Here is a 24,588-nt window from a genome sequence, read left to right as displayed (position 1 = left end):
ATGCATCTTCATATCGATACGTTTGAGCAGCACATCCAGACTCTGCGCGATGGTATCCGCACCTGCGATGGGCTGATTCAGGACTACCTCATGGCCGGCGAGATGGAGGAGGTGGAGCACATCCGCGTGACCCGCGCGCGCTGTCTGCATGAGCTGGATGCACTCCAGTCCAGCCACGTTGAGGTGAGCGCATGAACGCCGCACGGAATGTCATCCCGTTCCGCAGGCCGGAACAACGTGAGCATCGGCAGATGCAGCAACAGGACGGTTTCATCGCGATCCCCAACGTGGTTGAAGATGCACTGCTACGTTCCCCGCTAACACATCGTCAGGAACGCGTTTATCGCGCGATCCTTCGCAAGACGCTGGGCTACGGCAAAACGTATGACTTCATCGCTACCAGCCAGTTGGCTGTCATGACAGGCGTCGATGAATCGGACGTGCGCAAGACGCTCGCACAACTGGTCGAGATGCAACTGATCGAGCGCGGAAACCGCAAATCCATTGGTACGGAGATGACCCCGAATCTCATGCCTGAATCGTGGAATTTCAAACAGGGCGAATCACCCCGTTTACCACCCCAAACAGGGCGAATCACCCCGAATAAACAGGGTGAATTGCCCCCCACAAAAGACAACTCCAAAAGACAAGAAGATCCCCCTGTAGTCCCCCCAAGCGAAAAGCCGAAACGCAAACCCAGGGCCAAGGGCTGCAAGACCACCTTCGCGCAGTTCCTGGAAGCCTGCCGTGCAAACCATGAGCCACTGCTGGCGGAGGACGACACCATCGTCCAGCAAGTGGAGGACGCTGGCATCCCGGCAGAGTGGATTGGAGTTGCCTGCCATGCATTCAAGTGCCGCTACTTGGACAGCGCCAAGACCTACATCGACTGGCGAGCGGTGATTCGCAATGCGATCCGCGAAAATTGGTTCAAGCTCTGGTACGTCGCAAAGGAAGATGGTCTGCACCACCTCACCACTGTCGGCCTGGAGGCTCAGCAGGCCCGTGAAGCCGCACGAGCGAGGGCTGCGCAATGACTGCCGCTCGCTACGACTCCGCGACTGAACTGGCGCTCATCGGCGCCGTGCTGGCCGACAACAGCGCATTTGACCGCGTAGCCGACCAACTGTCGGTCGAAGATTTTGCTACGCAGGCCGGACAACTGATGTGGGCCGGATTGTGCCGGTTGCTGTCCAACGGGGTGCCGGCTGAAATTTTCTCTCTGGCCGAAGCGCTAGACGAATCTGGCGACCTGGAACGCATTGGCGGGCTGGCGCAAATCTCCGAGGCCGCAACCGCTCTCTTCGTTACCGGCAGCGTAGCAACCTATGCCAGGATCATCCGCGACCTTGCCAAGCAGCGGAAGCTGGGTGCCGCTGCCGTGCAGATCCACGAAATCCTGGAGGGTACTGGCGACACTGACAGCAAAATCGCCGAGTCCGTTGATGTGGTGATGCGTGTGGCTGAGCACTCGACTCGCGCCAACGTGATGAGCGCGGTTGAGATGGCAATGATGGCTGGCAAGGCCATCCTGGACCGTGACGAGAAAGGAGAGTCGGGGCTGCGCTGGGGCTTCCGCGATATTGATGCCATTGCAGGTCGGATGAAGCCCGGGCAATTGATCATCATCGCCGCGCGGCCCGGAATGGGGAAAACGACGTTCGCCCGGAACGTGGCAGAGCATGTCGCACAGTCCCATGGCGTGCTGCATTCATCACTGGAGATGGAGCACGATGAGCTGAGCGAGGGCTACGTCGCCAGCCTAGGGCAAACGAGTTACGAAAGCCTCCAGACCGGGAAGCTAGAGGACCAGTACATTCACGTCACCCGCGGCATTGAGCGATTGTCGTCGCTCAACCTGGCCGTGGTAACCGGCCTGGATACGGTGGCTGCGCTGGCGTCTACCGTACGCATTCAGGCGCGCAAGCTGGGTGGCATCAAGCTGGTGATTGTCGATTACCTGCAACTGATGCGCTCGCCTGGGCAGAAGGATCGCCGCGTTGAGGTTGACGAAATCAGCCGCGACCTGAAGAAGTTGGCCATTGCCAACAAGTGCACGGTGATCGCGCTATCCCAACTCTCCCGCAAGGTGGAAGAGCGCAGCGACAAGCGCCCGATGATTTCGGACATCCGCGAATCTGGCGGAATTGAGGCCGATGCCGACAAGGTGATCGCGCTCTACCGCGACGATTACTACCACCCAAGCAGCCCGTACAAGGGTTTGGCCGAAGCTGGTGTGCTGAAAAATCGACGCGGCAAAACCGGGAAGGTGCCGTTGGCATTCCTGGGCGATCAAGCCCGCTTTGCTGATTCAGCACTGAGCCTGGATGACATTGAGTATGAGGTGCCTAGGCCAGCCAAGCGTTTCGGCGGAGAACCGGCATGAGGCGCAATCGCCCCTGCGGCCACCCTATGACCACGCTCGATTGCGACCAGTGCATCGCCTGGGCAATTGCTGGCAACAAGAATCTGGTCGCTCGTCGCAAATGGATTGAGCAGTTAGAAAAGGAAGCGCCGTTTCGAGTTGGGCGCATTAAATCTTTGGTCATCCAGTACAGGAGCCAAGCATGACACAGTTACAGCACAGCATGTCTCAAATAATGCGCCGGTCGTTTATGCCACAACGCCCGCCAAATCGATTTGAAATCGCCCGAGAGAAACGAGTCATTGAGTTGATCGACCTCATCGCCAAACAGTTGAAGCAGGGGCCATCCACAACGCGCGAATTGGCTCGCAAGGTCGGCGCATCACGACATCACATTGGGATGGCGATTGAGCACCTGATGGCAGATGGCGTTGTCGAGGAATCGTCGGTGCACGCCGACAATGGTCGCGTTTATCCAGGATTTGCACTGAGGGCGGAGCAATGACTACGGATCGTGAATTGCTGGAATTGGCTGCTAAGGCGGCGGGAAGGATCGGCTGCTATTTGGAATGCCCCATGACTGACCTGGTGGGCATCAGCGATGGTGGTTCTGATTCTGGATTATGGAATCCGCTGCGCGACAATGGAGATGCGCTGGCGCTGATGGCTCAGCTTGAACTCCATAGTTCCCCTGAGTTCAGTCATTTCCTCAAGCTGGAGCGTTGTTTAAGTCGCAAGGCAGTTGGATGTGCCACTTATCGTAGAGCGATAGTGAGTGTGGCGGCCGCGTTCGGCAGGGCCATACCATGAGCACCTACCCGACATTTTTCCTCCGCGATCCGCGTATTGCCCACAACGCGGCGCAATACATCGCGGGGCTGCCTACGAGCGCCGATAGCCCGCTCGTGGTCGAAGTGAAAGAGCCGACGCGCACGCTGGAGCAAAACGCACTCATGTGGCCGTTGCTGGAATGCCTATCCAAGCAAACCGATTGGCATGGCATCAAATTGACCGAGCTGGAATGGAAGGACCTTATCTCAGCCGGCCTAGTCAAGTCGAAAGTGGTTCCCAATCTCGACGGCACCGGCTTTGTTATCGTTGGCCAGCGCACCAGCAAAATGGGTAAGCGCATGTTCAGCGATCTGATCGAATTGATTTATGCGGTTGGCGCGGAGCGTGGTGTGGATTTCGATGCGCGGAAGGTGGCATGAAGATCGCCCCACGATCTTCGCAACAGATCGCGGCCAGTGCCGCCTATGGCGAGATCGGCCAATTTGCCATCGCGAAACAGCGCCCGGTTCGATCAAGTGCGTGGCTCGATGCAGTGCGATCCATTGACCACTGCATGTTGTGCGGGTGTGTGTGCCAGGTCCAGGCCGCGCATCGCAATGAAGGGAAGGGCAAGAGTCAGAAGGTTGATGACTGTCTCACCGCGGCACTCTGCCCCGCGTGTCATGCAGAGATCGATCAGGGCAAGAATCTGACGCGCGAGCAGCGCCGCGAGCGCATGAATCACGCAATCGTTGAAACGCTGCGCGAGCTGGCGCGGCAGAACCTGGTGGGAACGATTTGAGCACGAAGGAATTTCTTGATTCGCTGACATATGACCAGCTCGTGTTCTGCCACGAAGAAGCCGGGAAGTTGATTGCGATCCAGCGGCAAAAGGCGCAGGCAATCGTGTACTGCGTCACTGACGGCATCACGAACGATGGCTGGTATCGGGCCAGCGAATATGAAAAGGCGGCGGAACACCTGTTGCGGATCTACAAGGACCGATTCGTTGAGGTCGCCGCGCGATTTAACGAAAGACCCTGTGGGACACAGTATTTCGAAGAGCAATTGCCTTCCATCGAGGTGCGGTTTATTCACGAAGCGGACTGGAAAGAGTGGTTTCCAGATCATCCTTTTGAACCAGCGCCACATATCAAAAGAGGTGACGAATGACCCCTGTCCCGACATTTCGCGAATCGATGCGGGAGACGGTCATTGTGCTTGGTACGACCTGGCGCAGGATTCCTGGCGAGTTACGATCGCTCATATCCGCTCTGGCTGATCTGTATTGGGCTGGTGTAGCTCTGTTACTAGCTGTATTTGGGCCCATTCTGCTACCGCTTGCGCCCCTCTTTGCATGGCTTTACATCGCCGACATCAAGAAGCGGAATGTGGATGAAGTACGTTACATGGCGCAGCTAAAGAAGCATTTCCGAAGAGAAGGGGATGAGGCATGAAAGTCCTATTTCTTGATTTCGATGGAGTGCTAAATAGCGTCAGAACGGCAACTGCCTTTGGCGACTATCCGCACAAGCTCGATCAGATTCAGAAGTTCGATGCCGTGGCTTTGCAACTCATTCGGAACCTGAACGCTGCTGGCGTTTCAATTGTTATCTCCAGCGCCTGGAGGACGTTTTGTACCCAGCGGGATATCGAGCGAGCAATGGGTTTGCGCTTGGCTGGAGAGACGCCCAAAAGTGCAAGTGGTCGTCGCGGCGAAGAGATCAAGACATGGCTTGATGCAAACCCCGATGTGACCGAATACGCCATTGTGGATGACGACAGCGACATGCTCCCGGAGCAGATGGAGCGATTCGTGCAGACCAATCGCCAAGAGGGTCTATCGCTGGCCGACTACTACCGGATTTGCATCATTCTCGGAATCGACCCGAGTTCAGTCATTGCCAGGGATCGGAACTGGAACAACACCAGAAGAGCGCTCGACTGGGGGCAAGGATGAAGCCAAATATCACCTGGGACAGATACGCCAAGTGCTGGCGGTGCCAAGGCTCCGAGTGCACTGCATATGGCAAGAACCCCTCTGCTGCTTTTCTGGCCTGGGGTGATGCAGTGCAGATGACCCGGTTCAAGGAAAAGCATGGATGGGCTGGTGTATGAGCACGATGCAACGACGCAAAGGCGCGGCAGCAGAGCGCGAATTGTTCGGGATTCTGGAGGAAGAGCTTGGCATTGCCGTGAAGCGCAACCTCACGCAGACCCGTGAGCGAGGGTGCGACACGCTCGATATCGCCGGCTGGGCCATTGAATGCAAGCGGCAAGAGTCGCTACAGCTTGGCGCATGGTGGGCACAGGCTCTCCGGCAGGCGGACACAGCCCAGCGCCGGCCCATCCTCTTTTATCGGCAATCTCGGCAGCCGTGGCGCGCAGTTGTTCGTCTCCATGATGTGGCCCCGGCCATCTACGAGCCTGATCACGGCACCACCACGATGGATCTTCAGGCCGCATGTCAGTTGATCCGGTCTCTTGCGCAAATCCCCATGTTCGAGGAGGCATGACCATGCTGGAAACGATCAACATCACGAATCGAAGAGTTGTCACTCAGCGCCCAGCGCCGTCGACCGCGCTGCGTCACTGGGCTATGTGGTCGCTGGACTATGGCTCCTGGCGCCGCTGCTGCCATTCGATCGAGTCGCGCTATGCTCGGGAGCAGGAGCGGTTCAAGTGGCCCGGCGATGCCGAGGTGGCGAACCGGGAGCGCTATGACCAGCTCACCGCCGAGGCCGTCGAGGACATTGTCCGCGAGATGCCCACGCAGGAGCGCGATCTGCTGCGGCTCATCTACATCGAGCATCCGCAGATGGATCCGGGCCACATGGCCCGGCGGATGGGCATGAGCGCTCAGCACTTCGAACTGCTGGAGATGGCTGCTCATACGCGGTTTGCCAGGATCTGGCGAGGTGAGGGCAATGCCGCGGCGTCCTAGAGGCAATGGTCTCTCTGCACGGTTGGTCGAGTTGCTGACCGATGTGCCGCGCCCGCTGTTTCTCGGCGAGATTGTCGCTATGCTGGATTTCGAGTTTGAAGCGGCGGAGGTCGCATCGGCGCTGGTCAAGCTCAAGCGCGAAGGCAAAGTCGTGGCGACCCTGCGGCAGCGCAACGGCCCTGGCCGGCGCCTCGCCATGTCCTACGCCGTCCCAGATTTGGCACTGTGGTCAGACCGTGATTCGGAGGATGGCGAAATTCGGCATATATGCGAAACACCCAATGAGCCCGACGATCTATTGCGGGATTCCGACGATTTGGTACATTGACGGTGTTGGGCAAGAGTGCGCCCAGTGAAAATCCGATTGCAGTGAGAGCCCCGCCATGTGCGGGGCTTTTGCTTTTCTGATGCCGTTACGAGCGAAGCAAACCGAGATGGCACGACCCTCAAAGCTCACTGACGCGCAATGGGAGGCGATTGGCAAGCGGTTGCTACAGGGGGAATCCGCCGCATCCCTGGCGCGAGAGTATGGCATCAGCAAGGCAGCGATTTCTGCACGGTTTTCTGAACGAACGAAGACCGTAAAAACCGTTGCAAATCAAATTGTTGAAACCGAACGCGCTTTGTCGTTGCTGAACGTTTCTGAACAAATCGCTGCGTTTGACCTCGCCGCGCAGCTCCGTTCCATCTCGACACACCTGGCCAGCGCCGCCAATCTCGGCGCGATCACTGCGCACCGGCTGTCTGCCCTGGCGAACACCGAACTGGAGAAGGTCGACGACGTCGACCCGATGGCGAGTGCCGCGACGCTGCAAAGCGTGGCAGTGCTGACCAAAATGGCGAACTCGTCGAGCGAGATCGCGTTGAATCTGCTCAAGGCGAACAAGGAAAAGGTCGATGAGTTGAACCGCGGCGAGACGCCCAGGGATCGGCCGCCGGTCTTCAATGTGACGTTCGGAGAACAGGAGGATGGCGCAGCCGATTGATTTGCGGTTCGCGCCGAAATTCAAACCGCTCTTTCGCCCGGCGCGCTACAAGGTTTTCTACGGTGGTCGTGGTGGCGGCAAGAGCTGGGAGATTGCCCGGGCATTGGTGCTGATTGCCAGCAGCCGAAAGGTGCGCATCCTCTGCGCCCGCGAAATTCAGAACACCATCAAGGATTCGGTCCACAAGCTACTGAAGGACCAGATCGAAGCCCTCGGGCTGACCCCGTGGTTCACGATCACCGATACCAGCATCCGCAGTAGTGTCGGTAGCGAGTTCATTTTCAAGGGGCTGCGCTATGACGTACAGGGTGTGAAGTCGACCGAGGGCGTCGATATCTGCTGGGTCGAAGAGGCACAGACAGTCAGCACTGATTCATGGGACGTGCTGATCCCGACCATCCGCAAAGAAGCGTCGGAAATCTGGATCAGCTTCAACCCGCACGAGGAAAGCGACCCGACGTATCAGCGGTTTGTGCTCAATCCGCCGGACGATGCTGTCGTCGTCGAGGTCAACTACTGCGACAACCCGTGGTTTCCCGATGTGCTCCGCAAGGAGATGGAATATTGCAAGCGGGTCGATTACGAGGCCTACGAGCACATCTGGCTGGGGAAGCCAAAGAAGATCACCGCTGCGGTCATTTTCTCTGGCAAATACGAGGTGCGCGCGTTCAACGATGAGCTGTGGCTGCAAGCGGACCGTTTGTTCTTCGGCGCGGACTTCGGCTTTGCACAAGACCCGTCGACGCTGCTGCGCTCGTTCATCGTCGACAAGACGCTGTACATCGAGCACGAGGCCTACGGCGTTGGTGTCGAAATCGACGAGATGCCCGAGCTATACGACAGCGTGCCCGGCGCGCGCGACTGGCCGATCAAGGCCGACAACAGCCGGCCGGAGACGATCAGCTATCTGCGCCGGCAGGGCTTCAACATCGATGCCGCGGACAAGTGGCCAGGCAGCGTCGAGGATGGCATCGCGCATCTGCGCGGCTTCGAAAAGATTGTGATCCACGAGCGCTGCAAGCACACCGCCGACGAAGCGCGGCTTTACAGCTACAAGGTCGACAGAATCACCAAGGACGTGCTCCCGGTGATCGTCGACAAACACAATCACTGCTGGGACGGTATCCGCTACAGCCTCGATGGGTACATCCAGGCGCGCGGCGGTCTCGGCGTCTGGTCAAGGCTCGCTGGATGACACGCAAACATGAACTGCGCAAAGCGGCACGGGCGGTGCAGCAGCAGACCGCTACCGCATTGCAGACGCAGCACGTCGCACGCAAGAGCTTCGCCACTGGAGACAGCTTCCAGAATTTCGCCGCTCGCGTCGGCCTGGGCACGGCCAATCAGAATGCCGGGAGCCATTACGGGTTTGATTTCGTCAGTCGCAACCGCATCCAGATGGAGGCGGTGTACCGGTCGAGCTGGATTGCCGGCCAAGCCGTCGACGTCGTTGCGCAGGACATGACCCGCGCCGGCATCGAGATGCAATCCGATCTGCCGCCGGGCGACATTGAGAAAATCGAGAAGGCGCTGAACCGCCTCCGCATCTGGGATGCGCTTTGCGACAACGTGAAGTGGTCGCGGCTCTACGGCGGTTCCGTCGCGGTGCTGATGATCGATGGTCAGAACGTCTCGACACCGCTGCGGCTCGACACCATCGGCAAAGGCCAGTTCAAGGGCCTGCTGGTGCTCGATCGCTGGCTGGTTCAGCCGTCGCTGGAAAACCTGATCACCGAGTTTGGCCCGGATATGGGCAAGCCGAAGTTCTACACCGTGGTGGCTGATGCGCAGGCGCTGGTGAACATGAAGATCCATCACAGCCGGGTGATCCGACTGGATGGCGTCGAGTTGCCGTACTGGCAGCGCATCGCCGAGAACGGTTGGGGGCAGTCGGTGCTGGAGCGCTTGTGGGATCGCTTGCTGGCGTTCGACAGCACGACCGAGGGCGCCGCACAACTGGTCTACAAGGCCCATCTGCGGACGTACAAGGTCGAAAAGCTACGCGATCTGATTGCCACCGGAGGGAGGGCATTCGAGGCGCTGGTGAAGCAGATAGAACTGGTCAGGCAATTCCAGAGCAACGAGGGGTTGACCCTCATGGATGCATCCGACGCATTCGAGACGCATCAATACTCGTTCACCGGCCTGTCCGATGTGCTCCTGCAATTCGGGCAGCAACTATCCGGAGCGTTGCAGATCCCGCTGGTGCGTCTGTTTGGTCAGTCGCCCGCCGGGCTGAACAGCTCTGGCGACAGCGATTTGCGGACCTACTACGACAACATCGCCGCGCAGCAGGACAGCGCACTTCGCCCTGGTGTCGAGTTGGTATTGGAGGCGCTGTCGCGCTCGGTGCTGGGCCAGCCGTTGCCGGACGACTTCGCTTTCGAGTTCCGTCCGCTGTGGCAGATGACCGACGAGCAGAAGGCAACTGTTGCGAAATCGGTGACCGATGCGGTTGCGGAAGCCTACGACGCACAGATCATCGACCGGGCCAGCGCGCTGAAGGAGTTGCGGCAGTCGAGCCACGTCACCGGCATCTGGTCGAACATCACCGACCAGGACATCACCGATGCGGAGAACGACCCGGTTCCGGCCGGTGAGAACGATCTGCCGGATGTCACGGAGCTGCTGAATGGCAACCAGAACGATCGACCGCGTGAAGCGGCAGCGGAATCCGGTCAAGACCAGCCGGGCAGAACGGCAGTACGCCAGCAGGCTGCGTAGGATTGCCCAGAGTGTCGGCGCGATCATCGACGGATTTCCCGCTGGTGATCCTGCCAGCGTGCCGCCCATCGAAGCGATGCTGCGGCGGTATGCCGAAGCGTTGACGGATTGGGCCACCGCGACGGCCTCGCAAATGATTGCCGAGGTCAATGCCAGCGATCGGCGTGCGTGGATGCAGATGTCGCAGGACATGTCGACAGCGCTGCGACGTGAGATACAGACCGCGCCGACCGGCGAGGCAATGCGCGGACTGCTGGCCGAGCAGGTGACGCTGATCAAGAGCATTCCGCTCGAAGCTGCGCAGCGTGTGCACGACCTCACGCTCAAGGGCATTGAAGATGCATCGAGGGCCAGGGAGATCGCGTCGGAAATCCAACGCTCGGGCGAGGTGGCAGAAAGCCGGGCGATGCTCATTGCCCGGACGGAAGTTTCCCGAACGGCCTCGACGCTGACCCAGGCGCGTGCCGAGTCGATCGGTAGCGACGGGTACATCTGGCGCACTGCCGGAGATGGTGACGTGCGCCAGTCGCACAAGGATATGCGGGGCAAGTTCGTGCCATGGAGCACCCCGCCAACGCTGGATGGGCTCACTGGGCACGCGGGATGCCTGCCGAATTGCCGCTGTTACCCAGAACCCGTCATTCCCGAGTAACCGACCCGCCCCATGGCGGGTTTTTTCATTGGAGAGTGCCATGGCGCAGACGCGGATCGTCCGCGATGCCTCGGGCAAGTTGCGCTTCTACGCCACCGAGCAACTCGGGCCGAAACAGAGTGCGACGCCGGAGGGATTTCTGATCTGTCACGACGTGGCGATCGCACGGACCGGTGTTCAGCGCTACCTCGCTGACGAAGTGCCCATCGACGCTGGCCCCGGCGGCCAGGTCGAAATCCGCCGCGAGCCGGACGATGTTTTTCGCCCCGAAACGCTGGCGAGTTTCGAAGGCAAGCCGGTGACCGTCGACCACCCGGAAGACCTGGTCAATCCGGACAACTGGAAGGAACTGGCTGCCGGCTTGACGCAAAACGTCCGCCGCGGAGACGGGCTGGACCAGGACCTGGTGTTTGCAGACCTGCTGATCATGGATCGGCAGGCCATCGAGGCAGTACGCGCGGGACTGCGTGAAGTCTCATGCGGCTATGAGGCCGATTACGAGCAGTTGTCACCCGGTATCGGGTACCAGCGAAACATCGTCGGCAATCATGTCGCACTGGTAGAGCGTGGCCGCGCAGGCGCGCGTTGTGCAATTCAAGACAAGGACCCCACACCGATGAGCAAGAAACTCAGTTGGGCGGATCGGCTGCGCCGGGCATTCATGGCCCGCGACGCCGAGGCCGCCGAAGAAGTCGCCAAGGAAATTGAGGCCAAGGACGCCGATGTTGAAGAGGAGGAAGGCAAGGCCAAGACCTCTGATGCGCTGGCCAAGATCCTCGATCGCCTCAACACCATGGACGCGGACATCAAGGCGCTCAAGGCTGGCAAAGCCAATGACGCCAACGACGATCCGGACAAGAAGGAAACCACCGACGACGACCTGGAAGACGATCCGGCCATGACCGAGGACACCATCCTCGAAGCTGAGCCGGCCAGCAAGGCGGACACCGGCGAGACCTACACCGGTGATTCCTATCGCGATGCGGTAAGCCGCGCCGAGATTCTGGCGCCCGGCATCCGCATCGCAACCACCGATGCCGCTCGCAGCAAGCAGGGTGTGGCACTGATCCAGCGCGCTGCATTGCGCAAGGCGCTGGCCGGTGACCACGCTGCCAGGCTCAAGCCGTTGCTGCATGGCCGGGCGCTCGACAGCCTGTCCCGCGATGCACTGCATACGGTGTTTGTCGGTGCCGCCGAACTGGTGCGCAACCTGAACAACGCCGGCGGCACTCGTACCGCGACCAGTACCCGGGATTTCGGCCTTACCGTTACACCCGCGTCGATGAACCAAGCCGCCCAGCAATTCTGGGCCAATCGTAAGTAAAGGAGCTCGAACATGGGCAACGCGATTCTCTATCGCATGGACTCGGGCATCCCGGGTGACATCAGCCGCAAGTCGCAGGCGACCGTTGAACCGGTCACGCTCGACGGCACCAGCAAATTCACCGCCTACGGCCTGTTCGGCAAGATTTCCAGCGGCAAGCTGGTCCCGATCGGCGCCGGCGATGCGGCCAATGCCGTCTATGGCCTGCTGGCGCGCCCGTACCCGACCCAGGGCGCGAATGCCTCCGACCCACTGGGCACGGCGGTACCGCTGGGTACTGGCATTGGCGACTGCATGCGCCGCGGCTACATGACCGTGAAGCTGAATGCCGGCACTGCTGCGCAGGCTGGCCAGGTCTATGTCCGCGTGGCGAATGCCGCTGCCGGCAAGCCCATCGGCGGCATCGAGGCGGCGGCCGACAGTACCAACACCATCGCCATCACCGGCGCCACCTTCATGAGCGCGGCGGATGCCTCCGGCAACGTCGAGATCGCATACAACATCTAAGGGGAGCACCCATGCCTACCTATGATCGTCAAACCATCGACAGCGCTGGTGCTTTCCTGGTCGGCGAACTCGAACGCCTCGACCAGACGTTGCACATGCCGCTGGCGGCGGTGACCTGGTCGCGCGACATCATGCTGCGCGAAGACGTCTCGATTGCCGACGAAACGTCGTCGTTCACCAATTCCTCGTTCGCTGCGGCCGGCGGCCCGTCCCCGGCTGGCAAGAGCTGGATCGGCAAGGACGCCAACGCCATCGCGGGCATCGCGCTGGACATCGGCAAGACACCGAACCCGTTGACCCTGTGGGGTATGGAACTCGGCTGGTCGCTGCCGGAGCTGGCATCCGCGCAGCAATTGGGGCGCCCGGTTGACCAGCAGAAATTCGCCGGCATGAACCTCAAATTCCAGATGGACATCGACGAGCAGGTGTACATCGGCGACACCGTCATTGGTGTGACGGGGCTCGTCAACAACGCGTCGGTTTCCACGTCCAATGCGCAGACCGGTAACTGGGGTGCGGCCACGGTCGACCAGATTATGGACGACATCAACGAATTGCTGAACGCCACTTGGGCGCAAGCGGGCTATGCCGTGTGCCCTGGTGAGCTGCGCCTGCCGCCGGCCAAGTTCGGCTTGCTGGTCAGTCGCAAGGTGTCCGACGCTGGCAACATCAGCGTGCTGGAGTACATCAAGCAAAACAGCCTGTCCAACAGCATCAACGGCCGTCCGCTGAATGTGCAGCCGCTGAAATGGCTGGTGGGGCGCGGCGCCAGCAACAAGGATCGCATGGTGGCGTATACCAACGAATCCGACCGGGTGCGCTTCCCGCTGGTGCCGCTGCAACGCACGCCGCTGGAATATCGTAGCCTCTACCAACTGACGACCTATTACGGTCGCCTGGGGGTGACCGAGATCGTCTATCCGGAAACGCTCAGCTACCGCGACGGCATCTAAGGGGAACTGCCATGAAAACCATCAACGTGATCAAGGCGTTCACCTTGACCCAGGCCAATGGTGAGAAGGCCGCGTTCGAGGTCGGTGAACACGATGTCGATGACGCACTGGCTGAGCACTGGTATGTGAAGGCGCACATCGAAGATCCTGCCGCTGCCAAGGCGGCCCGGGCTTCGAAGAAGAGCCAGCATCCTGGTGGGGAAGCTCCGCCGACCGAACCCAAAGTTGATCCTGCCGACGGCCAGAAACCGCCACAACCCAACAGCTAGAGCCCAGCATGGACGCGCAACAGTTCCGCACCGATTTTCCGGAGTTCGCCAACACCAGCACCTATCCCACGGCAACGGTCGATTTCTGGCTGAGCCTGGCGGAGAAGATGTTGCCGCCTGATCGGTGGTGCGACCTCTGGGGCCATGGCTTGGAGCTGTTCACCGCCCACCATCTGGCGCTCGGTGCTGCAAATCAACGCGCGGCGGCCGTGGGCGGTATTCCCGGCCAGGTCAAAGGCCCTGCCACCAGCAAGGCAGTCGACAAAGTCAGCGCCGGCTACGACAGCGGCGCGGTGACTTTGACCGATGGCGGATTCTGGAATCTGACCACCTACGGGATCGAGTTCCTGCAACTCGCTCGTATGGTGGGGGCCGGCGGCATCCAGTTGTGAGGGGCAACCATGGCGACGGTGAAGATCACCATCGACGACGTCGGCAAAGTGCTGGGCGCCATCGGTGAGCTTGCAGCAAAGCAGGTCCTGGTTGGTATCCCATCCAGCACTGCCGGGCGCGACGACGATGGCCCCATCAACAATGCCGAGATTGGTTACGTGCAGGAGCATGGCTCACCGGCGAACAACGTGCCGGCGCGACCGTTCCTGGTACCGGGCGTGAAAGATGAGATGGAGCCAATCAGCCGCCAGTTGAAGCGCGCCAGTCAATCCGCACTCGACGGGGACAAGACGAAGAGCGAGATGGCATTGAAGACAGCGGGGCTCCTCGGCGAGCGCGGCGCGCGCGGCAAGATTTCCTCCAACATCGCGCCCGCGCTGAAACCGTCGACGATTGCCAATCGCTACCGGGCCAGGAAAACCGCCGCCAGGCGCGCAGGTGAAGAGGCCTATTCCTCGATGGTCGCTGCCGGCGCCCAGGCGGCAGGCATGAGCCTGTCCGAGATCCAGGACGCGGCCGGCATCGTTTCGCTGGTCAATACCGGCCAGCTCCGCAATGCGCTGACCTACGTGATTCGAAAAAAGGGCGATTGAAATGGCCGATCTCGATGTAACGGAAATCCTGTTTGACCCGGATTTCATGGATACCGGCCTAGTCTGCCAGCGCGCTACCCAGGTGGTCGGCGACGACGGCATGGCCGTTAACACGACCTCCAGCACGCCATTCGCGGGTGTCGTCACCAGTGATGCTGGCGACGTCTTGGAGCGCATTGCCAGCGGCGAGCGAGTGAAAGGGTCGATCACCATCCACACCGTATTCCCACTCAGTGATGGGGATGCCGGCCAGACTGCCGACGTCGTCACGTGGCGTGGCCGAAACTACACGGTTACCAACGTCAACGACTACCTGCATTTCGGCGCCGGTTTCGTCTGCGCTACCTGCGAGCCGATTCCTCTGGCTGGATAAATCATGGGCAACACCTCTGCAACCGGCGGGTATCTGACGCCGGAGGCCTCGCCATTGCCGCCGCAAGGCGATGACCTGGACGCCATCCTGCAACGCGCGGTGGTGGGTATGACCGGATTGCCGGGCGCGATGGTGCGGCCCCGATGGCAACCCGGCAATCCCAAGCAGCCGGAAGCGGGCGTCGACTGGTGCGCGATCGGCGTCGGCATGATCCAGCCCGACGACAACTCGGCAATGGTTCATGTGGGCATCGAGGATGGCCACGACATTTACCTGCGGCACGAAGAAATCCAGCTGCAGTGCTCGTTCTACGGGCCGAACAGCATGCGCTACGCGGCGTTGCTGCGCGATGGTATTTACATCCCCCAGAACAGTGAACCTCTGCTGCCGGAGAGCATGGCTTTCGTACGCTCGACCGAGCTACGGGCCGCACCGGACCTCATCAACAACCAGTGGATCAAGCGCTACGACCTGGATATCTGGCTGCGACGCCAGATCCGGCGACGCTATCCCATCCTCAACATCCTGTCGGCACCGCTGAATCTTCAGCCCGACTGAACCTCCCGCTCGGAGAATGCAATGACCCAGGGTCTCGCCGTTTCGGACGTCGTAAACGTCCAGATCGTCATGTCGCCGCGTGCCGCTGCGACCCGCAATTTCGGCGCGCTGCTGGTGCTGGGCTCGTCGCCGGTGATCGATACCACCGAGCGGCTGCGGCAGTACAGCAGCCTGGATGGCGTGGTGAGTGATTTCGGCACCGCTGCCCCGGAGTACGCAGCGGCCAATCTATTTTTCAGCCAGTCGCCGCAGCCGGCGATCCTCTACCTGGGGCGCTGGGCCAAGACGGCGACCTCCGCCGTGCTGCATGGCGCAGTCCTGTCCGCCGCGCAGCAGGACATCGCCAATTTCACGGCGGTGACCGCTGGCGGGATGAAGATCGACATCGATGGCACCACCAAGTCGCTTTCTGCCATTGATCTGTCTGCCGTGACCAACCTTAATGGTGTCGCTTCGGCCGTATCCGCCAAACTCGGCGCCGCCGGCACGTGCGTGTGGGACGCCACCAGCAAGCGCTTCAGCATCACCTGCGCGACCACCGGCGTCACCTCGACCATCGGCTACGCCACGGCGCCGACGTCAGGAACGGACATCTCCGCGCTGCTGGGGCTGCAATCCGGTCAGGCATCATCCCCGGTCAACGGCGTGGCAGCGGAATCGCTGGTGGATGCCGTTGCGACCCTCGCCGGCATGTCGAATGACTGGTATGGCCTGTTGGTGGCTGATGCCACGCTGGCCGAAGCCGATGTGCTGGCCGTCGCCGCATTCATCGAGGGAACCGGGCAAAGCCGGATCTTCGGCTACACCACGCAGAACAGCCTCGCGCTCGATCCGGCCACCACAACCGACATCGCCAGCAAGCTCAAGGATTTCAACTACAAGCGCACCTTCACCCAGTTCTCCGGCTCGTCGCCGTATGCCGGCGCATCGCTGTTCGGACGCGCATTCACGGTCAACTTCCAGGGCAACAACACGACCATCACGCTCAAGTTCAAGCAAGAGCCCGGGGTGATGGCCGAGAACCTGACCGAGAGCCAGGCGGCCACGCTGCGCGACAAGCATTGCAATGTCTTCGTTGCGTACAACAACGACACCGCCATCATCCAGGAAGGGGTGATGTGCAACGGGTATTTCTTCGACGAAGTGCACGGTACCGACTGGTTGCAGAACGAATTGCAGACCGCCGTCTACAACCTGCTCTACACCAGCCAGACCAAGATCCCACAGACCGACGCCGGCATCGCCCAGATCCTCACGACGCTGGAATCGCGCCTGGATCAGTCCGTCGCGAATGGCCTGGTGGCGCCAGGGCAGTGGAACGGCCCGGCGTTCGGCGCGCTGCAAACCGGACAGTTCCTGTCGAAGGGCTACTACCTCTATGCGCCGCCCATTGCAACGCAATCCCAGGCGGATCGCGAGGCCCGCAAGGCGCCGGTGATCCAGATCGCCATCAAACTGGCCGGCGCCGTCCATTTCGTGGACGTGATCGTCAACGTCAACCGTTAACCAGGGGCACGACATGTCCGCATATTCGTTTCTCAACGTCACCTGCACGCTGATTGGCCCGGGTGGCGTCATCGATCTGGGTGCCGGTGCGGCCAGCTCGGAAGAGGGCATCACCGTCACCGCGACCGGGGACAAAAACCAGATGACCGTCGGCGCGGATGGCCAGGTGATGCACTCGCTGCGCGCCGACAAGTCGGGTGTGGTGACCGTCCGCTTGCTCAAGACTTCGCCGAAGAACGCCCAACTGATGGCGCTCTACGATGCCCAGGCGGCCACCTCGGCGCTCTGGGGGCAGAACGTCATCACCGTGACCAATCCGGTCGCCGGGGACAGCACGGCATGCCGCGCCTGCGCCTTCAAGAAGACGCCGGACCTCAACTACAAGACGGCCGCCGACACCGTCGAATGGACGTTCGACGCTGGCTTCATCGACAAAGTGCTGGGGACCTACTGATGGCCGAGTTCGAGATCAACGGAAAACAGTACCGGTCCGGCAAGCTGGATGCGCTCAAGCAATTCCACGTCTCCCGCCGCGTCGCGCCGATTCTGCCGACGCTGCTGCCTATTTTCCTCAAGCTGGCCGAAACGCATCGTGCGTCCGGCAGCGCGCCCGCGGCGTCGGCGATCGAGATCGTCGCCGAACTGGCCGGACCGTTCGCAGATGGCCTGGCGGCCATGTCCGACCAGGACGCGGATTACATCATCGGCACGTGCCTGTCGGTGGTGAGCCGGCAGCAGGGCAGCGCCTGGTCGCCGGTGTGGAGTGGTGCGCAGAATGCCATGATGTTCGACGACATGGACCTGGGCGTAATGCTGCCGGTGGTAGTCCACGTGATCCGGGACAACCTCGGAAATTTTATTCAAGGGCTGCTTACGAGCCAACTGAGCAGCGCCACGGCGGAGGCGTAGCAGGGCCGCGGCTGCCAGGCAGCGAAGAGTGGCTGTTGCTGCCGGTCACGCGCGGCCTGTGCCGCTTCGAGTCGTTGAAGGACGGCACCGTAGACCTCGCCGATATCGCCCTGATGCACGACATGCTGGCCCTGGAGGCCGACTACCAGGCCATCGCGCGCCGGGAAGAGGAAAAGAACCGTGGCTGACCAATCCATCATCAAGGAATTCCTGGTCGCGCTGGGGTTCCAGGTCGATGAGAAGTCGCTGAAGCGGTTCACCGGCGGTATTGAAGACGCGACCAAGAACGTCACCAAATTGGTGACCGTGATCACCGGTGCGGCGCTTACTGTCAGCGCTGGCGTAGCAGCATTTGCCTCCAACCTGGAATCGCTCTATTTCGCCTCGCAGCGGGTCGGCGCCAGCGCGACCAATATCAAGGCGATGGAGTATGCCGCCCGGAACCTGGGCGTCTCTTCGGATGAAGCGCGTGGCTCACTGGAAGGGCTGGCGCGCTTCATGCGTAACAACCCGGCCGGTGAGAGCTACCTGCAAAGCCTTGGCGTGCAGACCCGCGACGTCAACGGCAAGTTGCGTGACACCAGCGATCTGATGATCGATCTGGGGCGGCAGTTCGCCAAAATGCCGCAGTATCTGGCCAACCAGTACGGACCCATCCTCGGCATCAGCGAGAACATGATTCTCGCGCTGCGTAATGGCGAGTTCGCGCGCTACATGGAGGACTTCCGCAAGAAGGCCGCCACCAGTGGCATGGACAAAGCTGCGGCGGATGCACACCAGTACATGGTCAAGCTGCGTGCCCTGGGTGCGCAGTTCGAGCAACTTGGAATAAAGGTAGAGGGGGCACTGCTGGCCAAGGCCGGCCCGGGCATGGATCGGTTTGCCGCCTGGTTCGAGAAAAATGGCGACATGATCGCCGACCGCATCGCCGAAGTGCTGGCGTTGCTGCTGCGCCTGCTGGAAGAGGGCGCGCCGATCCTGCTCCAGTTGCTGGACTGGTTTGTCAAACTGGACAAGGCCACCGATGGCTGGTCCACCAAGATCTTGCTGCTGGTTGGTGCATTCATGATGCTGGGGGGGCCGAAAATCATCTCCGGTCTGGCTGGATTGGCTGCCAGCCTCATGGGCATCAGCACTGCCGCCGGCTCCGCCGCCACGACCGGCGGTGCACTGCTCGGCGTGCTCGGCCGTCTGGGATTGATAGGCGCTGCCGGCGCGGCCGGATATTGGGTCGGATCCAAGATCAATGAAGTGATCGACAGCAAGGTCAAGGAAGCCACCGGCGGCAAGGAAACGTCGCTGGGTGGCTGGCTGTACAGCGCGCTCCATCGTGAAGAGCTAGAGGAACTGAACAAGCCGATCGAGCGCAAGCCCAAGACGTCGCCTGCCAAGTCCGCACCTGCTGCCGGTGCAGGAGCGGCGAATGCGACGCCGCCAGCCTGGAATGACTTGGCAAATTCCGCCTTCGGCACACTGATTGCCAAGGGAGAGGGGGACTACAACAGCGTCAACCGCGGCAAGAGTGGAGGTTACCGATCCGGTACCGAAGACCTGGAGCGAATGACGCTCGCCCAGGTGATGCAGGCGCAAAAGGAAGGCAAATTCAATGCGGCAGGACGTTACCAGGTTATCGGATCGACCCTGGCCGAAGCAGTGAAAACCATGAAGCTTCAGGGGGGCGAAAAATTCGACCGCTCCCTACAGGACCGCATTTTTAGCGAATACCTGGTAGGTCATAAGCGTCGGGCCATTGCCGACTATCTTTCGGGCAAATCGGAGAATTTGGAGGCCGCTATTCGGGCTGCGGCAATGGAATGGGCCAGCGTTGCTGACCCACATACAGGGAAGAGCTACTACGACGGCATGGCGAACAACAGGGCATCCATTTCGGCGGATCAAATGGCGCAGGCTCTGAAAAACTCCCGCAGCGTAGGCAACCCCATGTATCCAGCGTCGACCGTAGCGCCTCGTGGTAACACCGCCGTGCAGATTGCCCAGGAAACCAAGATTTACGTCCAGGGCGGCAATCCCGCTGAAACTGGGCGCCAGGTCGCGGCTGCACAGACGGGCGTCAACGAGGACATGGCCCGCAACTTCCAGGGAGTCATCATGTAATGGCCTTCGACTTCTCCGGCTTGATCACCTTCACCCCGCAACGGGCCATCGGACCGATCTCCGCCTACGTCACGATGGAGGAGGTCGGTACCGACGACTTGCAGATCACCGAGCACCCGGTTGAGCTGGGCGCGAGCGTCACCGATCACGCATTCAAGCGGCCGGCCGAAATCCTGATCCGGTGCGGATGGAGCAATGCCAGTCTCGGCGGCATCGCAGCCATCCTCAACGGCGATGCCTCGACGATATTTGGCGGTGGCGGCGTGCTGTTCGGCTCCGACTATGTATCGAAAATCTACGCGCAGTTGCTGGCGCTTCAGGCGTCGCGCCAACTATTCGACGTGACCACCGGCAAACGCTTGTACCGCAACATGCTGATGCAGAGCCTGTCACAAACGACCGACGACAAATCAGAAAACACGCTGCTGGTGACGGTCCGCTGCCGCGAAGTGATCATCGTCCAGACCCAGGTCACCACGTTGCCACCCCGCGAGGATCAGGCCAGCCCGGCCGCAACTGCGGAAACGGTGAATGGCGGCATCAAGCAGCCGGCGCCGGCCGTGCCGTCTCCGGGCGGCAGCGCGCCACCATCGAGTTGGACCAACTGATGAACATCTACGAAATCCCGCTCACGCCTGATCCGCAGCGGTTTACGGTGACGCTCTCCGGCGTCGACTACCGCATGACGGTCCAGTACCGCGACGCGGTCAACGGCGGCTGGGTGCTCGACATCGGCGATGCCAACGACGAGCCCATCGTAAACGGAATTCCGATGGTCACCGGCGTCAACCTGCTGGAGCAGTACGGTTACCTGGGTTTCACTGGCGGGCTGTGGGTGCAGACGACCGACGATCCGGATGCGGTGCCGACGTTTGAGAACCTTGGCATCGGAGCGCATGTCTATTGGGTAACGAGCTGAAAATGCAGTGGGTTTTGACCTGTCTGGGTTGAGTTGCTACAGTCAGTGGACTCAAGGACTGAGACGATGAACAAGAGCGGATCGAAGGACTTTCACAAGCTGATTGAGGCACTGGGTAAGAGCGGCAAGCAATTCCAGTCCGCTGCGGATGAGTTCGCCCAAGAAATGGCTGAGCGGAGAAAGGCTTTCGAAGAAAAGCAACGCAACATTGAAGAGTCGATACGAGATGGGGCAAAACTCACCAAGCACAGAATTTCTCTTTGATTTCGTATATTTGGATCGCGACAAATTGTCGTCATATTCAGCACAGTTATTTGCTGATGGTGTCTTGACCGGAACTAAGTCCAGTCATCAATCCAGCGAACACAGTGGATCAAAGTTTGATGCGGGTATCAAAGGACTTTTAAGCGCTGGTGGGTCAGATGGCGAATCTATTGCTACGTCATTGGAGCGGCATTTTGACGCTTCATGGACGCTGCCGCTAAATGTAATCAATGCACTTGATGAGAGGGGTATGATTCATCGAGAGTTGTCAACAGCTCGATTTGGCAACTTGGTTATGGTGAAGGGTAGAATTCAATTTGTAGACCTTAGAATGGTCCAAGGTATATGGGGGCCAATCATGGAGTTGAGTGTTGGGAGTCAAAAGAACGCTATGACCTCCGCGCAACGCCGAAAACAATCTGAAGGCGTAAAGACATCTGGTGCTTTGGTTCAAATATTGTCGAAATTGCCACATGCTCTGCAAATGAGAATGTATGGTTTTGGTAACCAGATTTGGGCCTCATTGAAGCACGAATCGATGATTGTCAATCCAGAGGACTTTGCTTTTAAGCACGGGGATAGAATTCCTGGTGAGTGGGTGTGTTTGGGTTTGCTCGATGCCGTACCTGATGCGGACGATGACGATATCCAACCCATAGGATTTGGCGATATTGAAGAGGCAATGCTCAATGTCTTGAATGTGCTTAAGGAGCAATTTGGTAGAAGGCCCTCCGATTACGGTGTGACACCAATTGCTATATTCAGAAAGGTTGACCCGGCGTAATACCCTATCCAAAAGATAACCCCACACGAAAGCCCGCATTCGCGGGCTTTTTGCATGTGATGGGTGTGGGTTATTCATCTTCCGTAGGCAAGAAGTCATAATGGACGGTTGCCATGATTTTTGCCGGATTGCCAGCTGCGATCGCTTGACGCACCGCGCTCCGCACGACGTTTTCAATCGCACCGATACGATATTCAATGGTAGGCCAGTAAACATAGAAGTCTGTCCACCCACCGTCATCCACTGAAATGGATGCATGAATGATGGAAGGGCTGCCCTCATTGCCCAAATCAATGTCGAGGCGTGTGCAAAGATCTTTGTAAAGTTGTTTGGCATGTGTGCGTGTCGTCTCCACGACAAGTAATCCGTGGTTTTTCAACTCATCGGCAGCGCTGTCGATGTCCGACATGCCGTAATAGACCGGTACTTGCATTTTCTGTCCTGAATAGTAATTGACGCTATTCAATATGGTTGATTCTTACCCATGTTGCAGTGCGAAGCCCCGCCCAAGCGGGGCTTTTTCATTTGGAGCCTATCCGCGTGTCCGTCCCCCAATACCTCCGCAAAGTCTCCCTGAAAATCGGCAACGACGACCAGGCGCTGGATCTGAGCGATCTGCACTTCCGCTTCGTGATCCGCCGGGGTGATATTCAAACCCCGAACACGGCTGACATCATCGTTTACAACGTGTCGGATAACACTGCGCAATCGGTGCAGAAGGAATACACGCGCGTCGTGCTCCAGGCCGGCTACGACGGCAGCTTCGGGGTGATCTTCGACGGGACCATCAAGCAAGTGCGGCGCGGCCGGGAATCACCGACCGACACCTACCTGGCGATCACCGCTGCCGACGGCGACAGCGCGTATAACTTTGCCACCTTGAACGTGACGCTTGCCGCGGGTTCTACCGCGAAGGATCGGCTCGATGAGATGGAAAAGGTGCTGGGGCCGCATGGTGTGTCGATTGGCTACACGCCGACACTGGACGATAGCAAGCTACCGCGCGGCCGGGTGTTTTTTGGGCCGGTGAAGAATTATCTGTCTTGGCTGGTGAAAAACGCAGAGGCCAAGTGGAGCATTCAGGACGGCACGGTGCAGATTTGCCCTCTGAATAGCTATGTTCCCGGAACGCCGGTGATCGTGAGTTATGCAACCGGGATGATCGGCCTTCCGGAAGAGACGATCAACGGGTTGAACATGAAGATGCTGCTTAACCCGAACGTTAAAATAGGCACATTGATTCAGATCGATAATGCCAGCATTCAGCAATATAGATTCGGGATGAGCACTTCAAACACTGTCGATAACGAAAACATTTTGCTTATGCGAGACAAGCACAATGACGGCTACTACTACGTAATGATTGCAGAGCATTATGGTGATACCCGTGGAAACGACTGGTATACCGTTGTCCGCTGCCTAGCCGTGGATGCAACATGGGGTACTGGCGACTATGTGAGCAGAGGGGTAGCTCTTGATTCTGGTGCTATCAAGAGCTATGGCTAGTTTCGTTTTACAGATTTCTTCTCTAGTTCTGAATCATCGAGTTTTATTGCCATTTTCTCTGAAATGACTTTGATGGGCATGTACTGCTGTAGATAACCCGCATTGTCCATTCTGCCATCAGAAAATATAACGATTACTCTTTTGTCTAGTGTCAGATACCAGCAGCCGTCAACGGCGCCAAAGTCCTTCATGTGCCGCAGGTTTGGTGACTCGAAGTGCCGCATGTCCTTCGCATTGACGATAGGAAGTGCGCATTTCTTATTCGTAAGCAAGAAAGGTGTTCCGGAGTAGTCGAATTGCTCTCCGGTTTTTACTCCGTAGTTTTGTGTAATAAGTGTGACAATTTCTACTGGTTTTGCTGCAAATGCACACGATGCTAATCCAGTAGAAACTGCAAATATAATCGTCTTCATAGAGAATTCCCATGCTCCAAATTGAACGACACAATAACCCCGTCGCGGATATGCTGATTGGGCTCGAATATCTGCAATCAAACCTCTGGACTGCGCTGCCCGGCTACATCATTTCCTTCAACGTGGAAGCCATGACCTGTTCCGTGCAGGTAACCATCAGCATGAAAGTGCGCGATGAGCACGGCAACGTGAGTTCGGTCGCCATCAAGCCACTCGTTGATTGTCCAGTGTACTTCCCGTCCGGCGGTGGCGCGACCCTGACCTTCCCGGTGAAGCCCGGCGACGAGTGCCTAGTGGTGTTCGCCTCGCGCTGCATCGACAGTTGGTGGCAGTCGGGCGGGGTGCAGGAGCAGGCCGATCTGCGCATGCACGACCTGAGCGACGGCTTTGCGCTGGTCGGTGTCCGCTCGCAGCCGCGCATGCTGCCTGGAATCAGCACCAGCAGCACCCAACTGCGCAGCGACAACGGCTCGGCCTACATCGACCTCAATCCGGGGAGCGGCAAGGTGCGGATCGTCGCGCCCGGCGGATTCGAAGTCGTGGCACCGGAATCGGAGTTCTCAGCGAAGGTGACCATCAAGGGCTTGTTCACGTACCTGGCCGGCATGGTCGGCTTCGGAACGGCGTTCTCGAACAGCACGCGCACCGACGAGACCCACACGCACAGTGGGGTGCAGACGGGTGGTGGGACTAGCGGCCCGGTGGTGTAGAAAACAAAAAGCCCCGCAGTTGCGGGGCTTTTTCATTTCAGGACTTCCCG

The 24,588-nt window shown here is 59.4% G+C and carries 38 protein-coding genes; 36 read left to right on the top strand and 2 right to left on the bottom strand.

Annotated features, from left to right (window positions below):
* The 34 genes from FAZ21_RS06730 (at nucleotide 1) to FAZ21_RS06570 (ending at nucleotide 21,909) form a co-directional block, all read left to right on the top strand.
* Nucleotides 1–195, top strand: coding sequence for a hypothetical protein (locus tag FAZ21_RS06730; protein ID WP_136772516.1), 195 nt, complete (start codon nucleotides 1–3; stop codon nucleotides 193–195).
* The gene (locus FAZ21_RS06725; RefSeq protein WP_136772515.1) at nucleotides 192–1,037 is read left to right on the top strand and encodes a replication protein; all 846 of its coding nucleotides are present in this window, start codon (nucleotides 192–194) and stop codon (nucleotides 1,035–1,037) included. The genes FAZ21_RS06730 and FAZ21_RS06725 overlap by 4 nt, the downstream gene beginning before the upstream one ends.
* Nucleotides 1,034–2,386, top strand: a complete 1,353-nt coding sequence (locus FAZ21_RS06720; protein WP_136772514.1) for a replicative DNA helicase — start codon at nucleotides 1,034–1,036, stop codon at nucleotides 2,384–2,386. Before FAZ21_RS06725 ends, FAZ21_RS06720 begins: the two co-directional genes overlap by 4 nt.
* Nucleotides 2,383–2,571 (top strand): hypothetical protein, encoded by a 189-nt coding sequence (locus FAZ21_RS06715; protein WP_136772513.1) that lies wholly within the window; start codon nucleotides 2,383–2,385, stop codon nucleotides 2,569–2,571. The genes FAZ21_RS06720 and FAZ21_RS06715 overlap by 4 nt, the downstream gene beginning before the upstream one ends.
* A complete protein-coding gene (locus FAZ21_RS06710) occupies nucleotides 2,568–2,870 on the top strand; it encodes a hypothetical protein (protein WP_136772512.1) in 303 nt (100 codons plus the stop codon). Before FAZ21_RS06715 ends, FAZ21_RS06710 begins: the two co-directional genes overlap by 4 nt.
* On the top strand, nucleotides 2,867–3,175 hold the full coding sequence (locus tag FAZ21_RS06705; RefSeq protein ID WP_136772511.1) for a hypothetical protein: 309 nt from the start codon (nucleotides 2,867–2,869) through the stop codon (nucleotides 3,173–3,175). Before FAZ21_RS06710 ends, FAZ21_RS06705 begins: the two co-directional genes overlap by 4 nt.
* Complete coding sequence (locus FAZ21_RS06700; protein WP_136772510.1) at nucleotides 3,172–3,576, top strand: recombination protein NinB; 405 nt, start codon at nucleotides 3,172–3,174, stop codon at nucleotides 3,574–3,576. The genes FAZ21_RS06705 and FAZ21_RS06700 overlap by 4 nt, the downstream gene beginning before the upstream one ends.
* Nucleotides 3,573–3,938: a hypothetical protein gene (locus tag FAZ21_RS20775; RefSeq protein WP_246038516.1), complete on the top strand. Its 366-nt coding sequence runs from the start codon at nucleotides 3,573–3,575 to the stop codon at nucleotides 3,936–3,938. Before FAZ21_RS06700 ends, FAZ21_RS20775 begins: the two co-directional genes overlap by 4 nt.
* Entirely contained in the window at nucleotides 3,935–4,309 is a 375-nt protein-coding gene (locus FAZ21_RS06690; RefSeq protein WP_136772509.1) for a hypothetical protein, read from the top strand. The genes FAZ21_RS20775 and FAZ21_RS06690 overlap by 4 nt, the downstream gene beginning before the upstream one ends.
* Nucleotides 4,310–4,589: 280 nt before the next feature.
* Complete coding sequence (locus tag FAZ21_RS06685; RefSeq protein ID WP_136772508.1) at nucleotides 4,590–5,096, top strand: HAD domain-containing protein; 507 nt, start codon at nucleotides 4,590–4,592, stop codon at nucleotides 5,094–5,096.
* Between the two features lie 154 nt (nucleotides 5,097–5,250).
* Nucleotides 5,251–5,652 (top strand): putative PDDEXK endonuclease, encoded by a 402-nt coding sequence (locus FAZ21_RS06680; RefSeq protein ID WP_136772507.1) that lies wholly within the window; start codon nucleotides 5,251–5,253, stop codon nucleotides 5,650–5,652.
* Between the two features lie 2 nt (nucleotides 5,653–5,654).
* Nucleotides 5,655–6,080, top strand: coding sequence for a sigma-70 RNA polymerase sigma factor region 4 domain-containing protein (locus tag FAZ21_RS06675; protein ID WP_136772506.1), 426 nt, complete (start codon nucleotides 5,655–5,657; stop codon nucleotides 6,078–6,080).
* Between the two features lie 31 nt (nucleotides 6,081–6,111).
* Nucleotides 6,112–6,408 carry a hypothetical protein gene (locus FAZ21_RS06670; protein ID WP_136772505.1) on the top strand — a complete coding sequence of 99 codons (297 nt, stop codon included), beginning with the start codon at nucleotides 6,112–6,114 and terminating at the stop codon, nucleotides 6,406–6,408.
* Between the two features lie 106 nt (nucleotides 6,409–6,514).
* Nucleotides 6,515–7,066 carry a helix-turn-helix domain-containing protein gene (locus FAZ21_RS06665; RefSeq protein WP_211243392.1) on the top strand — a complete coding sequence of 184 codons (552 nt, stop codon included), beginning with the start codon at nucleotides 6,515–6,517 and terminating at the stop codon, nucleotides 7,064–7,066.
* Nucleotides 7,050–8,261 (top strand): PBSX family phage terminase large subunit, encoded by a 1,212-nt coding sequence (locus FAZ21_RS06660; RefSeq protein WP_136772504.1) that lies wholly within the window; start codon nucleotides 7,050–7,052, stop codon nucleotides 8,259–8,261. Before FAZ21_RS06665 ends, FAZ21_RS06660 begins: the two co-directional genes overlap by 17 nt.
* Nucleotides 8,262–8,296: 35 nt before the next feature.
* Nucleotides 8,297–9,790 carry a DUF1073 domain-containing protein gene (locus FAZ21_RS06655; RefSeq protein ID WP_211243391.1) on the top strand — a complete coding sequence of 498 codons (1,494 nt, stop codon included), beginning with the start codon at nucleotides 8,297–8,299 and terminating at the stop codon, nucleotides 9,788–9,790.
* Nucleotides 9,699–10,442: a phage head morphogenesis protein gene (locus FAZ21_RS06650; protein ID WP_136772502.1), complete on the top strand. Its 744-nt coding sequence runs from the start codon at nucleotides 9,699–9,701 to the stop codon at nucleotides 10,440–10,442. The genes FAZ21_RS06655 and FAZ21_RS06650 overlap by 92 nt, the downstream gene beginning before the upstream one ends.
* Nucleotides 10,443–10,482: 40 nt before the next feature.
* On the top strand, nucleotides 10,483–11,766 hold the full coding sequence (locus FAZ21_RS06645) for a DUF2213 domain-containing protein (RefSeq protein ID WP_211243390.1): 1,284 nt from the start codon (nucleotides 10,483–10,485) through the stop codon (nucleotides 11,764–11,766).
* A gap of 12 nt (nucleotides 11,767–11,778) precedes the next feature.
* Nucleotides 11,779–12,273 carry a structural cement protein Gp24 gene (locus tag FAZ21_RS06640; protein WP_136772501.1) on the top strand — a complete coding sequence of 165 codons (495 nt, stop codon included), beginning with the start codon at nucleotides 11,779–11,781 and terminating at the stop codon, nucleotides 12,271–12,273.
* Nucleotides 12,274–12,284: 11 nt separating this feature from the next.
* Complete coding sequence (locus FAZ21_RS06635; protein ID WP_136772500.1) at nucleotides 12,285–13,226, top strand: DUF2184 domain-containing protein; 942 nt, start codon at nucleotides 12,285–12,287, stop codon at nucleotides 13,224–13,226.
* An 11-nt stretch (nucleotides 13,227–13,237) separates the two neighbouring features.
* The gene (locus FAZ21_RS06630) at nucleotides 13,238–13,495 is read left to right on the top strand and encodes an STY1053 family phage-associated protein (protein ID WP_136772499.1); all 258 of its coding nucleotides are present in this window, start codon (nucleotides 13,238–13,240) and stop codon (nucleotides 13,493–13,495) included.
* An 8-nt stretch (nucleotides 13,496–13,503) separates the two neighbouring features.
* A complete protein-coding gene (locus FAZ21_RS06625; protein ID WP_136772498.1) occupies nucleotides 13,504–13,887 on the top strand; it encodes a DUF4054 domain-containing protein in 384 nt (127 codons plus the stop codon).
* Between the two features lie 9 nt (nucleotides 13,888–13,896).
* A complete protein-coding gene (locus FAZ21_RS06620) occupies nucleotides 13,897–14,481 on the top strand; it encodes a hypothetical protein (protein WP_136772497.1) in 585 nt (194 codons plus the stop codon).
* 1 nt (nucleotide 14,482) lies between these two features.
* Nucleotides 14,483–14,854, top strand: coding sequence for a hypothetical protein (locus tag FAZ21_RS06615; protein ID WP_136772496.1), 372 nt, complete (start codon nucleotides 14,483–14,485; stop codon nucleotides 14,852–14,854).
* A gap of 3 nt (nucleotides 14,855–14,857) precedes the next feature.
* Nucleotides 14,858–15,412: a phage neck terminator protein gene (locus FAZ21_RS06610; RefSeq protein ID WP_136772495.1), complete on the top strand. Its 555-nt coding sequence runs from the start codon at nucleotides 14,858–14,860 to the stop codon at nucleotides 15,410–15,412.
* A 21-nt stretch (nucleotides 15,413–15,433) separates the two neighbouring features.
* Nucleotides 15,434–16,918 carry a DUF3383 domain-containing protein gene (locus FAZ21_RS06605; protein WP_136772494.1) on the top strand — a complete coding sequence of 495 codons (1,485 nt, stop codon included), beginning with the start codon at nucleotides 15,434–15,436 and terminating at the stop codon, nucleotides 16,916–16,918.
* Between the two features lie 13 nt (nucleotides 16,919–16,931).
* Nucleotides 16,932–17,372, top strand: a complete 441-nt coding sequence (locus FAZ21_RS06600) for a phage structural protein (protein ID WP_136772493.1) — start codon at nucleotides 16,932–16,934, stop codon at nucleotides 17,370–17,372.
* The gene (locus FAZ21_RS06595; protein ID WP_211243389.1) at nucleotides 17,372–17,827 is read left to right on the top strand and encodes a phage tail assembly chaperone; all 456 of its coding nucleotides are present in this window, start codon (nucleotides 17,372–17,374) and stop codon (nucleotides 17,825–17,827) included. Before FAZ21_RS06600 ends, FAZ21_RS06595 begins: the two co-directional genes overlap by 1 nt.
* Before the next feature lie 35 nt (nucleotides 17,828–17,862).
* Nucleotides 17,863–18,015, top strand: a complete 153-nt coding sequence (locus FAZ21_RS20205; protein WP_169307280.1) for a DUF6889 family protein — start codon at nucleotides 17,863–17,865, stop codon at nucleotides 18,013–18,015.
* Nucleotides 18,008–19,942 (top strand): lysozyme family protein, encoded by a 1,935-nt coding sequence (locus tag FAZ21_RS06590; protein ID WP_136772492.1) that lies wholly within the window; start codon nucleotides 18,008–18,010, stop codon nucleotides 19,940–19,942. The genes FAZ21_RS20205 and FAZ21_RS06590 overlap by 8 nt, the downstream gene beginning before the upstream one ends.
* Nucleotides 19,942–20,550, top strand: coding sequence for a phage baseplate protein (locus FAZ21_RS06585; RefSeq protein WP_136772491.1), 609 nt, complete (start codon nucleotides 19,942–19,944; stop codon nucleotides 20,548–20,550). The genes FAZ21_RS06590 and FAZ21_RS06585 overlap by 1 nt, the downstream gene beginning before the upstream one ends.
* The gene (locus tag FAZ21_RS06580) at nucleotides 20,550–20,861 is read left to right on the top strand and encodes a phage baseplate plug family protein (RefSeq protein ID WP_136772490.1); all 312 of its coding nucleotides are present in this window, start codon (nucleotides 20,550–20,552) and stop codon (nucleotides 20,859–20,861) included. The genes FAZ21_RS06585 and FAZ21_RS06580 overlap by 1 nt, the downstream gene beginning before the upstream one ends.
* 66 nt (nucleotides 20,862–20,927) lie before the next feature.
* Complete coding sequence (locus tag FAZ21_RS06575; protein WP_136772489.1) at nucleotides 20,928–21,125, top strand: hypothetical protein; 198 nt, start codon at nucleotides 20,928–20,930, stop codon at nucleotides 21,123–21,125.
* Entirely contained in the window at nucleotides 21,088–21,909 is an 822-nt protein-coding gene (locus FAZ21_RS06570; protein WP_169307284.1) for a DUF6414 family protein, read from the top strand. Before FAZ21_RS06575 ends, FAZ21_RS06570 begins: the two co-directional genes overlap by 38 nt.
* Before the next feature lie 70 nt (nucleotides 21,910–21,979).
* Here the strand turns inward: FAZ21_RS06570 and FAZ21_RS06565 are convergent, their stop codons facing one another.
* Nucleotides 21,980–22,342, bottom strand: coding sequence for a hypothetical protein (locus FAZ21_RS06565; protein WP_136772487.1), 363 nt, complete (start codon nucleotides 22,340–22,342; stop codon nucleotides 21,980–21,982).
* 107 nt (nucleotides 22,343–22,449) lie between these two features.
* Between FAZ21_RS06565 and FAZ21_RS06560 the strand changes: the two genes are divergently transcribed.
* Nucleotides 22,450–23,415 (top strand): phage protein, encoded by a 966-nt coding sequence (locus FAZ21_RS06560; RefSeq protein ID WP_136772486.1) that lies wholly within the window; start codon nucleotides 22,450–22,452, stop codon nucleotides 23,413–23,415.
* Here FAZ21_RS06560 and FAZ21_RS06555 read toward each other — a convergent pair.
* A complete protein-coding gene (locus tag FAZ21_RS06555; protein WP_136772485.1) occupies nucleotides 23,412–23,828 on the bottom strand; it encodes a hypothetical protein in 417 nt (138 codons plus the stop codon). The two genes, FAZ21_RS06560 and FAZ21_RS06555, sit on opposite strands and share 4 nt — an antisense overlap.
* An 11-nt stretch (nucleotides 23,829–23,839) precedes the next feature.
* Here FAZ21_RS06555 and FAZ21_RS06550 point away from each other — a divergent pair, with 11 nt between their 5' ends.
* Nucleotides 23,840–24,538, top strand: a complete 699-nt coding sequence (locus FAZ21_RS06550) for a Gp138 family membrane-puncturing spike protein (RefSeq protein ID WP_136772484.1) — start codon at nucleotides 23,840–23,842, stop codon at nucleotides 24,536–24,538.
* Nucleotides 24,539–24,588 lie beyond the last annotated feature (50 nt).

It is taken from the genome of Chitiniphilus eburneus, assembly GCF_005048205.1.
GTDB lineage: Bacteria > Pseudomonadota > Gammaproteobacteria > Burkholderiales > Chitinibacteraceae > Chitiniphilus > Chitiniphilus eburneus.
This window is presented reverse-complemented; position numbering and strand designations above follow the sequence as displayed.

Coding starts and splice junctions, on each gene's coding strand:
- FAZ21_RS06730 (WP_136772516.1), top strand. CDS start 1: ATGCATCTTCATATCGATACGTTTGAGCAGCACATCCAGACTCTGCGC.
- FAZ21_RS06725 (WP_136772515.1), top strand. CDS start 192: ATGAACGCCGCACGGAATGTCATCCCGTTCCGCAGGCCGGAACAACGT.
- FAZ21_RS06720 (WP_136772514.1), top strand. CDS start 1,034: ATGACTGCCGCTCGCTACGACTCCGCGACTGAACTGGCGCTCATCGGC.
- FAZ21_RS06715 (WP_136772513.1), top strand. CDS start 2,383: ATGAGGCGCAATCGCCCCTGCGGCCACCCTATGACCACGCTCGATTGC.
- FAZ21_RS06710 (WP_136772512.1), top strand. CDS start 2,568: ATGACACAGTTACAGCACAGCATGTCTCAAATAATGCGCCGGTCGTTT.
- FAZ21_RS06705 (WP_136772511.1), top strand. CDS start 2,867: ATGACTACGGATCGTGAATTGCTGGAATTGGCTGCTAAGGCGGCGGGA.
- FAZ21_RS06700 (WP_136772510.1), top strand. CDS start 3,172: ATGAGCACCTACCCGACATTTTTCCTCCGCGATCCGCGTATTGCCCAC.
- FAZ21_RS20775 (WP_246038516.1), top strand. CDS start 3,573: ATGAAGATCGCCCCACGATCTTCGCAACAGATCGCGGCCAGTGCCGCC.
- FAZ21_RS06685 (WP_136772508.1), top strand. CDS start 4,590: ATGAAAGTCCTATTTCTTGATTTCGATGGAGTGCTAAATAGCGTCAGA.
- FAZ21_RS06680 (WP_136772507.1), top strand. CDS start 5,251: ATGAGCACGATGCAACGACGCAAAGGCGCGGCAGCAGAGCGCGAATTG.
- FAZ21_RS06675 (WP_136772506.1), top strand. CDS start 5,655: ATGCTGGAAACGATCAACATCACGAATCGAAGAGTTGTCACTCAGCGC.
- FAZ21_RS06665 (WP_211243392.1), top strand. CDS start 6,515: ATGGCACGACCCTCAAAGCTCACTGACGCGCAATGGGAGGCGATTGGC.
- FAZ21_RS06660 (WP_136772504.1), top strand. CDS start 7,050: ATGGCGCAGCCGATTGATTTGCGGTTCGCGCCGAAATTCAAACCGCTC.
- FAZ21_RS06650 (WP_136772502.1), top strand. CDS start 9,699: ATGGCAACCAGAACGATCGACCGCGTGAAGCGGCAGCGGAATCCGGTC.
- FAZ21_RS06645 (WP_211243390.1), top strand. CDS start 10,483: ATGGCGCAGACGCGGATCGTCCGCGATGCCTCGGGCAAGTTGCGCTTC.
- FAZ21_RS06640 (WP_136772501.1), top strand. CDS start 11,779: ATGGGCAACGCGATTCTCTATCGCATGGACTCGGGCATCCCGGGTGAC.
- FAZ21_RS06635 (WP_136772500.1), top strand. CDS start 12,285: ATGCCTACCTATGATCGTCAAACCATCGACAGCGCTGGTGCTTTCCTG.
- FAZ21_RS06630 (WP_136772499.1), top strand. CDS start 13,238: ATGAAAACCATCAACGTGATCAAGGCGTTCACCTTGACCCAGGCCAAT.
- FAZ21_RS06625 (WP_136772498.1), top strand. CDS start 13,504: ATGGACGCGCAACAGTTCCGCACCGATTTTCCGGAGTTCGCCAACACC.
- FAZ21_RS06620 (WP_136772497.1), top strand. CDS start 13,897: ATGGCGACGGTGAAGATCACCATCGACGACGTCGGCAAAGTGCTGGGC.
- FAZ21_RS06615 (WP_136772496.1), top strand. CDS start 14,483: ATGGCCGATCTCGATGTAACGGAAATCCTGTTTGACCCGGATTTCATG.
- FAZ21_RS06610 (WP_136772495.1), top strand. CDS start 14,858: ATGGGCAACACCTCTGCAACCGGCGGGTATCTGACGCCGGAGGCCTCG.
- FAZ21_RS06605 (WP_136772494.1), top strand. CDS start 15,434: ATGACCCAGGGTCTCGCCGTTTCGGACGTCGTAAACGTCCAGATCGTC.
- FAZ21_RS06600 (WP_136772493.1), top strand. CDS start 16,932: ATGTCCGCATATTCGTTTCTCAACGTCACCTGCACGCTGATTGGCCCG.
- FAZ21_RS06595 (WP_211243389.1), top strand. CDS start 17,372: ATGGCCGAGTTCGAGATCAACGGAAAACAGTACCGGTCCGGCAAGCTG.
- FAZ21_RS06585 (WP_136772491.1), top strand. CDS start 19,942: ATGGCCTTCGACTTCTCCGGCTTGATCACCTTCACCCCGCAACGGGCC.
- FAZ21_RS06580 (WP_136772490.1), top strand. CDS start 20,550: ATGAACATCTACGAAATCCCGCTCACGCCTGATCCGCAGCGGTTTACG.
- FAZ21_RS06575 (WP_136772489.1), top strand. CDS start 20,928: ATGAACAAGAGCGGATCGAAGGACTTTCACAAGCTGATTGAGGCACTG.
- FAZ21_RS06570 (WP_169307284.1), top strand. CDS start 21,088: ATGGGGCAAAACTCACCAAGCACAGAATTTCTCTTTGATTTCGTATAT.
- FAZ21_RS06565 (WP_136772487.1), bottom strand. CDS start 22,342: ATGCAAGTACCGGTCTATTACGGCATGTCGGACATCGACAGCGCTGCC.
- FAZ21_RS06555 (WP_136772485.1), bottom strand. CDS start 23,828: ATGAAGACGATTATATTTGCAGTTTCTACTGGATTAGCATCGTGTGCA.
- FAZ21_RS06550 (WP_136772484.1), top strand. CDS start 23,840: ATGCTCCAAATTGAACGACACAATAACCCCGTCGCGGATATGCTGATT.